This window comes from Desulfosporosinus cupriresistens, assembly GCF_001707885.1.
In the GTDB taxonomy this organism is placed as follows: domain Bacteria; phylum Bacillota; class Desulfitobacteriia; order Desulfitobacteriales; family Desulfitobacteriaceae; genus Desulfosporosinus.
Window position 1 is genome coordinate 1 of record NZ_MASS01000031.1, and the last position, 11817, is coordinate 11817.

Genomic DNA, 11817 nt, shown 5'->3' on the forward strand with positions numbered 1-11817 from the left:
CGCAACTAGGCAGCCGCCTTCGCAAAGGCTCGGCGCCAGCCAAGTTTTCTTTATGCGTGGAGCACTCATCCTTCGCGCTCTCGCTGTTACAACATTACTGAACACTCAGTGTTAAGCATTAGACCGTTCGACTTGCATGTGTTAGGCACGCCGCCAGCGTTCGTCCTGAGCCAGGATCAAACTCTCCATAAAAAGTTATTTCAACTTCATTGAAGAAGATGATTCGCTCATTGTTTCTTCGAAACTCTTGCGAGTCTCTCTCATTGGCTGTCCTTGTTGTTTAGTTTTCAAAGACCATTCGTTTGCTTTGGCCGCTTGGGCCGGATCTATATTTTAGCATTTTCAACTTACGTTGTCAATAACTAATTCGTTTTGTTCGGATCGACTAGCTCGAAGCTTTTAACCCCTCGCTTATTCAATCACTGTGCGTCTTTGTGGCGCTCAGTTATAATACCGTTTTCTGCGCAAACTGTCAACCCCTAAAATCAAAAATGTTTTAGTTCACATTCCCCAACTCAATTGAAAAACTTATTTCCACCCCTACTACTCTTTAGGTCCTTTTAAAAAGTAGCACATCGAGAAGCGCTGCATCAACCCGGCCCGTTTCACCTCTTTGATAGTGTGTAACAAAATAAGCTGTCTATTTATGACGTTTTTATTTATAATAAACATTATATTTCAACGGGTAATAAACGTTCTAAAGAGGAGAATTTATGCAGCAAACTGCAGTATTGGAGCTTAATAACTTAAGGAAGACCATTAAAGGAAAGGAAATAGTCAAAGGGGTAAACCTCAATCTTTATCCCTCCCAGATTTTTGGGTTCCTAGGACCAAATGGAGCGGGAAAAACGACAACGATCCGCATGATTGTTGGACTGATCAAACCAACAGAAGGGTCTGTAACCATCTGCGGCTATTCCGTAGCCCGCGATTTTGTCAAAGCCCTTTCGAATGTCGGCTGCATTATTGAGGGCCCCGATATGTACAAATACAGAAATTAAAGTGTTAAAAAAGAGCATGTGGTTACTCAATTCTGACCATAGCCTGCGTGGGTTTCATCGTTTTAGCGATGGGTTTCTATGAGGCAATCATCGTCACGACCGCGGTCAATTCTCAGCCGTCGGCTAACGCTCCATTGACTCAACCTCCAAAGGCTTCTACAAAACTCTCTTCCAAGAATACTAACTCTTTTAAAGTTCTCATCCTGGGAGACTCGATAGCAAAAGGGACTGGGGATGAAAAGAACAAGGGGTTTTCAGGCTATTTACCTGAGTACTTTAAAAACAACACCTTAAAAGAGATCCTCGTAGACGATGCAGGAATAGACGGACTTGAAAGCATAGGTCTACTAGAGCAACAACTAGAAAGTTGGACAAAACCATCAAAGATTCGGATATGATTCTAGTCTCTATTGGTGGTAATGATGTGAGAAGTATCCTTTCCCTGAACGATCTCGCTAAAGAAGATCAATTTAAAGTGAGACTGGACAGCTATCTTGGCAATTTGAAACAAACGATGAAGGTATTAAGAAGCACCAACCCGAATTCCATTGTTATTTTTCTTGGGCTGTATAACCCTTATGAAAAAGCAAGCAACGTCGAAGATATAAGGCTTCTGAATGAGTGGAACTATAATACCCAACAGGTCGTTGAAGAAGATGGGAAAGGGATTTTTATTCCAACCTACGACCTACTGAAATTTAATTTGGGTCAATACATCGCCAAGGATGGTCTGCACCCAAATTCTGCAGGATATCAAGCCCTCGCCAATAGAGTTAGTAAATCAGTTGAAACGATCATCACGAACTCCTAGGTTGGTGATGATAAGACAACCTTAGCAACTTGTTAAATAAATAATTCAGGTTCTCTTCGAAATGCAAACTCAATTTCCAATTCTTGTTTATGTCTTAAATAATCTTCATTGTCATAGTACTTGGCTTGAGTAGGACATTTTTTAATACACGCTCCACATTTAATACAAATCCCATTAAATTTGGAGACGTCTTCACCATCAATGGAACCCATAGGACAGACATTGACACATAGCTTACAGTCATTACAATTACTATTTGTTTTAGGAGCAACCTTTCTAATATCCACAAGACTCCCCTCTTTATTTTTAGGCATGTAATGTTTTCGATATGGTTGATTTCCCTCTACAACAATAGTCTGAAATTCAACTTGAATTGTAATTTTTGTATGTATTTGCTTGGCAAAATCATCGACAACGGCCATATCTTTCTCATCCGGCCTGTTTTTAGCAAGAGTTGTCGAGAACGAGTGTTCTCCTATAAATGCCCCCGCAGCAATAACTTTAAAGCCATTAGATTCAAGTATATCTTTTAATTCTATTAAAGCATCATCATAATTCCTGTTTCCATAAACAACTACCGGAATTGCTAAGGCGTTATTACCGATAATTGAATTTAAATAATTTAGTAAGACATTAGGGACTCTTCCTGCATAGACCGGCACTCCAATAATGACAATATCTTGTTCTGAAAAAGACACCGGGTTTGTTCTAACACTCGGCAAGGTGAAATCGATATAATTTATGGGAGTTTCCCCGCCGATATTTTCGGAAATTTTCTTTATTATACCAGACACTACTTTTTTAGTTGTACCTGTTGGGCTAAAATACATAGCATTGGTCATTCTATTCATATAAAGTTTCATTCCTTCCATAACAACTTACAATTCGAAGATTTTATAATTAATCTATTCAGAATCTATGGAATTATCTTGCAATTCCCATGCCAGAGAATTTCATTTTGGCTTCTAAATCTTCTGTCTGAAGCAATGACAACGCTTACAGTTCTATTAACTTATAATTCTCACTTAAAATATACTTCAGCCAAATGTATACGATTATTTACATCTTTATGTATTAGGACTTATAATCCGCTTCACCTCTGACTTCAGTAGCATGTCAACTATTGAATACATGTACCAATTAGTTGGCAGCAGAATTACCGATTTATTTATGAACATGGACTGAAGCTTTACTCGATATTAAGTTATAGAAAAAAAGTTATAACCGTAAGTTATTCTTTCTTTCAAAATAAACAACACGCCCACTTGAAAAAGTGGGCGTCGCACGATATGGCCAATTAAGAACCTGTACTATATTCCATAACTCATCAATGCTCCAAAGTATTTTTTGGCGAGTGAAATAACGGTAGCAAGAACAACAACCCAATAATATACAATACTCCCGCTACTTCATACATGGCAACCAAAGAAAATGTTTGTTTAAGCACCCCTGCCACACTCATCGTAATAACCATTGCTCCCGTATACAAAGGCATGAGAATCCCATTCACTCGACCAATGAACTGACTATCCGAATTTTGCATGATCATCATGTTAATGCCGATCATAATACAAGGAAAAACTAAACCCATCAGTAAATGCACCAAATAGGTTAGCCATGGGGTCGTCGATAATCCACATACTGCCACACCAATTGCCGATATGAGCATTCCGAAAGCCAAAAGCTTTTGGGGCGAAATAGCCTTAGCAGAAGTCATGACAATGACTCCCCCAAAAAGCATCCCTACCCCATTAAGGGTCAGTAGCCATTGCAAATTTTCTTTCGGTAAACCAAGCCGTTCCGTTACCAGAAAGATTCCTAATGGTTGAATAAGGCCCCCACCCAAGCCAGCGGCCAGAAAACACAAACCCAAAAGCGTCAGGATTTTCTTCGCTAGAACATAACGAATACCAGCCAACATTTCCTGGCGAAGGGTTGTTCCCGTCTTCTCTGCTACTTTCTCATGGTCCGGAGGCAGGAACGTCAAGGAACCCGCCGAGAGCATAAATGCGAGGCCCATCACGGCAATTGAGACAATAATTCCAAATTTTTGATAGACAAATGTTCCAAGGATCGGTCCAAGAATCATAAAAACGGTAAAGATCGTCTGATAAATCGACATTACCGTTTGAATCTGTTCAGCAGGCAGTTGTTCCTTAATCAGCTTCATCCCTGAAGGCTGAGAGAACTGAGATAAAATAGCGGAAATGATGGTAGTAAAAAACACAGCTTTCCAAGTGCCTAGAACTAAGGTAATCAAGACAACAAACACTGATACCGCACTGAGGACATCACACACAATCATTGTTCGTTTTGGACGCCAGCGGTCGGCAAAGGTCCCACCTATAAAAGAGAAAATAAATATTGGCGCAAACTCTGCAACCGAAATCATCGAGACGGCGAACGCATTACCATGTGTTCGTTCCATGACATAGAGTAATACGGCAAAATTACGCACCCAGATTCCAGTTTGCAAAAATAACGCAGATCCCAAGATCGCTTTCACTAGCCGATTACGTATTAAATCTAACATAAAAACCTCCCATCCATTTTAGGACAGGAGGCAGAACTATCTTATAATAGAAACGTGAGTCGCAACGCCTTTAAAAATGACACAAAAAGGCTTAACTTGCATTAAAGCAACTCAGTAATTATTAAAAATGCTCATACTAATCCTATCCCAAAAATCCCTCATCTTTATTAAACAAGAATTTTTAAAAGAAGTAGAATTAGTAGCGCATTATCTTTTTTTTCACCCTTTCTTAACTCAGTCTATATAATGCTAAACTAATTTCGAATTTAAGTCAAGATCCTATTACGGAAAATGTGTGACCAGCTGCAATAAATTTACGGGGGTTCCAACGTCTAACCTCCCCATCTCAGAATTGCCAAGAATCCGAGCATTTTCCTGCGTTGCCATTCGGCAGACTTCCTGTTTGGGAATTCCTGCTTGAACCATCCAATCCATCTCGTCAAACAGACTCTCAGCGTGCGGTACTTGATAAGCTCCAGCATCTGTCCCAACACCCAGTCGGACATTTAAATTATAGGCCTCGTGAATTTTAGCAAGTTGTCCCTCCAGAATCCGTTTCAAAGTTTCAATTTCATGGAAAGAGTAACGATCTGTAGGATATTTTAAAAGATTGCCAATCGGTGCAACCGTTGGGACCCAAGCAATCTCTTTTTCTTTCATCAATTTAAGTTGTCCTGACGTAATATAATATCCATGTTCAATGGAATCAACCCCAGCAGCAATCGCCACCGATATTCCCTCTTCCCCACTGGCATGGGCCATGACAAGTATGCCACGTCTATGAGCTGTTTCAACTAATTCGGAAAGATCTTCAGCTGTCCACTGAGTTGGACCCACTCTCTTGAACTCGTCAAAGCTAATTATTCCTGTAACGACTACTTTTAGTTGGTCTAGACCTTGTCCGAAAAAGTCCCTCTCTTTTTCCCGCCACTCTAATACATCTCTAAAACCACGCCCTAGAAAACGACCATACATTCCTTCTCGATTGACAGCCTCATGAACTGATATGACCCTAGGACCAGACCAAACTCCCTCATTGACCCTGTTTTTTGTCCTCCAAGCAAAGCCCGGTAAGTCACCACCATCTCGAATAGCTACAATTCCTCTTTCTAAATAACGCTGTAAAAATCCTTGAATGTTTTCTTCGATCAAAGCAGGTTTCTCCCAGTTTTTTAAACACTGAAAAAAATCAAGGCTGTCTAACGCTAAGTGCACATGAGCATCTATCCATCCGGGCATGAGGTAAAAGGAATCCCACGGCTGTGTTATATTAGAGAAACTCTCTAAATTACTCAAAGGTTGCAAGGAGGTTACAATACCCTCCTTCCATTTTAGCAGCATAGAGTGGGAGCATAAACCTAGTTCAGGGCTCCAACACCCTGCAACGACAGCTTCTCCCTCATGAGGAATCTCGTGGATTTTTTGTTCTGCACTACACGAAATATACATCATTTCTACACGCCAAGCGTGTATTTCAAGGTTTTTGTTATAACATTAATATCCATACTCCGCTTCCTTTCATTAAGCCAATAAATTCTGAACTAATCTTTTTATCTTCTACAACTAAACTAAAATACCCTTTTTTGACCCCCCTTCATCTTTGACCCTTAAGATGCCTTTGCGTAGTTCACCTAGGCAGGAGCAACAGATTAGACATCCTTAAGTGAAAGCATACAACTCCGGCAGTTCATAATTCCATAAAACAAGAAAAAGATTGCAAGGCTTGCCCAATATGCGGACAAACTTTGCAATCTATTTCTTGTTTTATCACTAACGGATTCGCACTTGTAACAGCCTTTTGAAGAATATTTAAACCACCTAGGACAACGCTCCTTCTTTTTCACGCTAACCCACAAAGAGAATTAATCGAAAATTTCCAGATCATCCGGGCTCTTATCCTTGGTTGGAATTATTGCATCTCTTGCTTGACCCGTCGAATTAGAGGTAGGAGAGTTTTTATTGGTATGAGTGGATGGCTGTGCTGTGACCTGTTTAGATACTTTATTCCTTTTAGCGACCAAAATAGTTCCTCCTTTTATATCTTTGATGTAAATGACTATGGCAGAAATAGGTTTTTAACTTGAGTACTTTGTTGTGCATTAATATAAGTATGTTTATTAATCCACGTAATTATGTAATTTTAGCTTGTATTAAAAGTATTAATGATACTAGTATCAGCGAAATTGTTTCAACTTGCGATCTTGCGTGGGACATTCTTTTTCTCTCTATTTCTTATTTGATCTACGAGAGGAACTATACGCCGCTTTTATATACTGAATTTAAACTGAAGAACTATAGCGTATTATCTTAAAGTAAAACCCAGATAACACAGGTAAAATTACTTTACCTAATTATCTGGGTTTTTAAAGTTCTTGTCAGACCTCTCTCTGCTATGTCCCCCTGGTCTCCTTAATACGTGAGCAAGCCAAATTGGCTATGTTCCAAACAAGGGACCGTAAAATTATAAATTTTGGTTCATCGGTAAATCTCTTTTTTCGGCTGGTAAATTGGGGGTTAAAGATTTTCCAGTATTCCTGCGGAATTTATTCTTCATAGAATCCAGCAAAGAATAAACCACCGGAACGATAAAGAGGGTCAAGAGAGTTGAAGTGATTAAGCCACCTATGACGGCATGCCCCATGGGCGCACGCATCTCTGTCCCGGCTCCTGTACCAATGACAATAGGAATCATACCAAAGATCATGGCCAGTGACGTCATGATAATGGGTCTTAACCGGACGGTGCCAGCTTCGATCAAAGCCTCTTTGACACTAAGTCCTTCTTTCCTTCTCTGCTTTGTAAAGTCGATGAGCAGAATACCATTCTTAGCTACCAGTCCCATCAGAAGAATGATCCCAATCAGGGACAATATACTAAGCTCACTGCCTGCGATAAACAGTCCCAGGACTGCACCGATAAGCGCCATAGGCAGGGAAAACATGATCGCAATGGGATCCAAAAAGCTTTCAAACTGCATGGTCATCACCAGGTACATGAAAAGGATACCCATCAGAAGCGCGATAACAAGATTCATGAAGCCTTCCGACATAGTCTCGTTCATTCCGCCCTGCTGTACAAAAACTCCCTTAGGAATATCGAGCTCTTTAAACTTGTTCGTATACTTTGTTAAAAAATCTCCAACGGCTATTCCTTCAACATTCGCCGAAAGCTCAACCTGCCTAAGCCTATCATATCTGGAGATTGTGGAATACGAAGTGGAAAGTACTTTTTTAGTAACATTGGCCAGAGGTATTAGCTGATCCTTTGAGCCGTTGACATAAATCCCATCTAGATTATCCAAACTCTTACGTTGATCATCCTTCAAGGATACCCGCACATTATACCTTTCACCCGCATACTCGAATTTTCCGGCATCTATTCCGTCGAAGAGTGCTCGTATTGTCTCTGCCGCAAGTGATGTATTTACGCCTAGATCCGTTACCTTATCTCTGTCAACCTCTAATTTTGCTTCCGTATTGCCAGTTTTGAGATTGATCGCGACATCTTTGGCCTGAGGATCCTCACTCATTATTTTTTTTGCTTTCTGGGCAAAAGCCTGCAAAACCTCCTGATCAGTCCCCATGATCACAAAGGAGACATCCTTACCACTCCCGCCGGGTCCTGAAGAACTTTGTACGGCAAGTTCTATTCCAGGGATTCCATTTAAGTCCTCCCTGATTGCTGAAGCGATCTGTTTAGCTGATTTTTCTCGCTCTTGTTTATCGTTCATTTTTACATAAATCGAAATATTGTTAGAACCCACCGTGGTATAAAGATGCTTGATTTCAGGATATTTCTTCAGCCTTTTTTCAATTTCTTTGGCTTTTTCCCCTTGAGCCTGCAGGGTCAATCCCGAGTCAGTAGCCGCGCTTATAGTGATGCTCCCCGTATCGGTGGCCGGAACAAAGCTGAAGCCCAACAAAGGAACCAACTTAATACAGGCAACAAAAAGTACTACTGTGAATATAAGGGTTATCAAGCGGTGATTAAGAACAACCTTTAAAACTTTAGCATAAGTCGTTCCCAATGAATCAAATTTGTCATTAAACCAGTCTAAAAAATGACCTACAAAGGTTTTTTTCGTTTTTCTCTCTGCTTTTAACAATCTGGAAGACATCACCGGCACGAGCGTTAAGGATATAAACAGGGAAACCAACATACTAAAGGCTACTGTGAGGCCAAACTCAATAAAGTATTTTCCGATAATCCCACTAACCATGCCGATTGGCACAAAAACTGCAACCACTGCAAAGGTTGTTGCCAAGACTGCTAACCCAATTTCTGAGGTACCCTCCCTGGCTGCTTGCAAGGGAGGCTTTCCCATATGCAAGTGCCGGACAATATTCTCATTCACCACGATGGCATCGTCAATCAACAAGCCAACAGCTAGCGAGAGGGCCATCAGGGACATTGTGTTAAGCGAAAAGTTCATGACCTTCATGGCAATGAAGGTTGTAATAATCGACGTTGGCAGCGAAATTCCGCTGACCAGGGTACTTTCCCATTCCCCTAAAAAAAGGAACACAATAATTACTGCTAGGATACACCCTTCATAGATGGTTTTTACGACTTCATTAAACGAATCACGGATCGACACGGAATTATCCGCGACAACATCGATGTTTATGCCTGGGGGAAGAACCCTCTTGATAACATCCAATTGCTTTTTGACGTTATCGGCGACGCTCACTGTATTAGAACCCGACTGTTTAATAATGTCGATACCAATGGCCTCTTTGCCGTCATAATAAGAAATACTGTCCGGATCTTTAATTCCGTCCGAAACGACAGCTACATCACGAACCTTAATCTCACGACCCGAACGTGTACCAACCGTAATGTTGTAAAAATCCTCTAGATTCTTGACACTGTTGTCGGTCCGCAGGGAGATTTCACTTTGCCCGTCCGTAACCTTTCCGCCCGGTATTTCCAAGTTGCCATTCTGGACTCCACTCACCAGCTCAGCTGGAGACAGTCCATAGGCGGCTAACTTCTCGAGATCCAGCTTGATCTTGATCTCTCTTTCCTGTTTGCCATATACCTTGACTGAGCCTACACCATTGACCGTGTATAAACTCTTAGTAATCACATCATCCACAAGCTTGGAGATAGCACGATTATCCATTGTGCCGGTCACAGCAAGAGATATGATTGGCGTGGCAGAAAAATCATATTTGGCGATAATTGGATCATCGATATCATCCGGAAGGGTTTTCCTGATCGAACTGACTTTGTCCCGCACTTCCTGGGCAGCAACGTCTGGCGATGTTTCTAAGGCAAATTCGACGATAACGTTACACACGCCTTCACTGATATTTGTCGTAACATGCTTGACACCGGAAATTTGCCCTATAGCTTCTTCAACTTTCTTGGCCACATTGGTTTCCAATTGATCGGGGGCAACACCATGCTGGGAAATGGAAACTGTAACATAGGGAAAGTCTGCTTGGGGCATATCATTAATGTTCAAACTGCGATAGCTCATGAGCCCTACTAGAATAAATACCATTATGACCACGCTAATAAATACTGGCCGTTTGATACTAATATTTGTTATAAACATCCCTTAGTCCCCCTATTCTGAAACCACCGTGATCTGATCACCCTCTTGAATCATGTTCAGGTTTGTCGATATAATCGATTCATTCCCTTGAAGTCCCGAGTTGATCTCTGCCTGATCGTTTACCAAGGTTCCAACGGTTACGGCACGTTTACGGACAATTCCGTTATCATTTATGTATACGTAGTAATTGCCTTCCTTCCCGGTTATAAGCGCTACAGGTATCGCAAATTTATGGACTTTGGCATCGTCCATCAGCATGACCTTAGCAAATACCCCCGGTCTTAATGCTAACTTCTCATTGTCCAATTGTATCTTCACCTTGAACGCTCTGGAGGATGAATCCGCAGAGGTACTGATGCTTTTTACTACCCCTTCATAGGTCTCATTATCATCTTCATTTAACTTTACTTTAGCCTTTTGACCTATTTTTACAGTCCGAATAAGACCTTGGTCTACCTCGATAGCAGCATCGATCAATGAAATATCCTTAACCTTTCCAATAACGTTTCCCGGAGAAAGATACTGACCAAGGCTGACATTTTTTTCATCCATCACGCCGCTGATCGGCGCTCGAATTGTCATATTGGCCAAGTCAGTGTTCAGATTGTCGATATTGGTCTGCGCTGCTTGAATACTAGCCTGGCTTGAAGCAATGTCAGCCTTAATCATTTTAAGAGACGTTTCGGCGTTGTCCAGTTCAACCTGGGCGACAGCACCTTGCTCCACCAATTTTTTTGTCCGATCGTAGGAGAGTTGTGTATTTTCCAGGTTCGCCTCCGGCTTTTGCAGGGATGCCTTCGAAATCTCCAACTGGCTTTCAGCAGACTTTATCTGGTTCTTAATATCCTGATCATCTAAAACTACAAGTGTTTCACCTTGAGTGACTTGCTTATCATCATCAAATAGAATACTGATTACCTTTCCGGCATTCTTGGAACTTACAACTCCCTCCTGATCAGCTTCCAATGTTGCTTTATAGCTTGACCCTTCGCCTTGAACGAACTCTTTGGGCTTAATTACTTCTACTGATACCTTCTTACTTGTAACTGTTGCCTTACTTTGATTATCCTTGGCTGCAAAGATTGATTGAAATACATTGCGACGAAAAAGTGCAACTCCAGCTATGAAAATTACTATTATAAGGACGACTGTGAACATTCTCTTTTTACTCATAACTTCACCCTTCTTTTAGACTGAACAAGAATCCAATCTTTACATTGTTTGGGCTCCTATTCCGTTTAGTATAAAATCAATCATTTTTTCCCTGTCAAGATCTTTCTGCTGCTGTAACCAGCAATCACCCATTATGTGCTCTTTGAAACAACAATAAGCGGCAATCATTTCAGTTATGAAATTTGCCGCAAACTCCCAATCAAATTCCCTGAGAACTCCGTCTGCAAACCCTTTTTTAAAGAGTTCTCGTAATAAATTCATATATTCCCCCCTATTACGCATAATTATTTGGTGAAACTCTTGCTTTGTTTCACTGCTCATTTCAAAGAATTGACCAAACATCACAAACTTGAAGAAGAATTCAACCTCTTCAAGCGTTTCCTGGGTAATCATAATAATTTCGTTCAATATTTCCCCCAGCGAAATTTTATCGCTAACCCTTGTATTAATTTCATTAAAGAAACCATTTGCTTTAGCATCAACCACCTGTAAAAACAAATCTTCCTTGTTCTGAAAGTACTCATACAGGGTCCCTTTTCCAAGCCCTGCCTTCACTGCGATATCCTTCATGCTGGCATTTGTAAAACCATTCGCTCTAAACACTTCAAACGCCGCATTTAGAATTGTTTCCTCTTTGTCTTTCAGGCGTGCCATATTAACCTCCGTTCTCAGATAATGTCCGACTGTTCGGTCAATTAATTATGATGATTTTCTTTTTAATTGTCAATATATATGT

The 11817-nt window shown here is 40.8% G+C and carries 9 protein-coding genes, 1 rRNA gene and 1 pseudogene; 3 read left to right on the forward strand and 8 right to left on the reverse strand.

Annotation, left to right across the window (positions count from 1 at the left end):
- A 16S ribosomal RNA gene (locus tag DSBG_RS23410) occupies window positions 1-192 on the reverse strand; the annotation flags it as partial.
- 521 nt (window positions 193-713) lie between these two features.
- On the opposite strand from DSBG_RS23410, the pseudogene DSBG_RS12865 reads away from it, so the two are divergent.
- The 3 genes and pseudogenes from DSBG_RS12865 to DSBG_RS23750 form a co-directional block, all read left to right on the forward strand.
- A pseudogene (locus DSBG_RS12865) lies at window positions 714-992 on the forward strand (ATP-binding cassette domain-containing protein); the annotation flags it as partial.
- 56 nt (window positions 993-1048) lie between these two features.
- Window positions 1049-1399, forward strand: a complete 351-nt coding sequence (locus DSBG_RS23745) for an SGNH/GDSL hydrolase family protein (RefSeq protein WP_242877605.1) — start codon at window positions 1049-1051, stop codon at window positions 1397-1399.
- Window positions 1369-1812 carry an SGNH/GDSL hydrolase family protein gene (locus tag DSBG_RS23750; RefSeq protein ID WP_242877607.1) on the forward strand — a complete coding sequence of 148 codons (444 nt, stop codon included), beginning with the start codon at window positions 1369-1371 and terminating at the stop codon, window positions 1810-1812. The genes DSBG_RS23745 and DSBG_RS23750 overlap by 31 nt, the downstream gene beginning before the upstream one ends.
- A gap of 32 nt (window positions 1813-1844) precedes the next feature.
- Here DSBG_RS23750 and DSBG_RS12875 read toward each other — a convergent pair whose 3' ends face one another.
- The 7 genes from DSBG_RS12875 to DSBG_RS12900 form a co-directional block, all read right to left on the reverse strand.
- Entirely contained in the window at window positions 1845-2663 is an 819-nt protein-coding gene (locus tag DSBG_RS12875) for an EFR1 family ferrodoxin (protein ID WP_068964727.1), read from the reverse strand.
- A gap of 476 nt (window positions 2664-3139) precedes the next feature.
- Entirely contained in the window at window positions 3140-4345 is a 1206-nt protein-coding gene (locus DSBG_RS12880; RefSeq protein ID WP_068964728.1) for an MFS transporter, read from the reverse strand.
- Between the two features lie 282 nt (window positions 4346-4627).
- A complete protein-coding gene (locus tag DSBG_RS12885) occupies window positions 4628-5794 on the reverse strand; it encodes an amidohydrolase family protein (RefSeq protein ID WP_068964729.1) in 1167 nt (388 codons plus the stop codon).
- A 413-nt stretch (window positions 5795-6207) separates the two neighbouring features.
- On the reverse strand, window positions 6208-6366 hold the full coding sequence (locus DSBG_RS23135; RefSeq protein ID WP_176716272.1) for a hypothetical protein: 159 nt from the start codon (window positions 6364-6366) through the stop codon (window positions 6208-6210).
- Window positions 6367-6806: 440 nt separating this feature from the next.
- On the reverse strand, window positions 6807-9908 hold the full coding sequence (locus DSBG_RS12890; RefSeq protein ID WP_068964730.1) for an efflux RND transporter permease subunit: 3102 nt from the start codon (window positions 9906-9908) through the stop codon (window positions 6807-6809).
- A 12-nt stretch (window positions 9909-9920) separates the two neighbouring features.
- Entirely contained in the window at window positions 9921-11081 is a 1161-nt protein-coding gene (locus DSBG_RS12895) for an efflux RND transporter periplasmic adaptor subunit (RefSeq protein WP_068964731.1), read from the reverse strand.
- Window positions 11082-11120: 39 nt separating this feature from the next.
- Window positions 11121-11735 carry a TetR/AcrR family transcriptional regulator gene (locus DSBG_RS12900; protein ID WP_068964732.1) on the reverse strand — a complete coding sequence of 205 codons (615 nt, stop codon included), beginning with the start codon at window positions 11733-11735 and terminating at the stop codon, window positions 11121-11123.
- Between the last annotated feature and the right edge of the window lie 82 nt (window positions 11736-11817).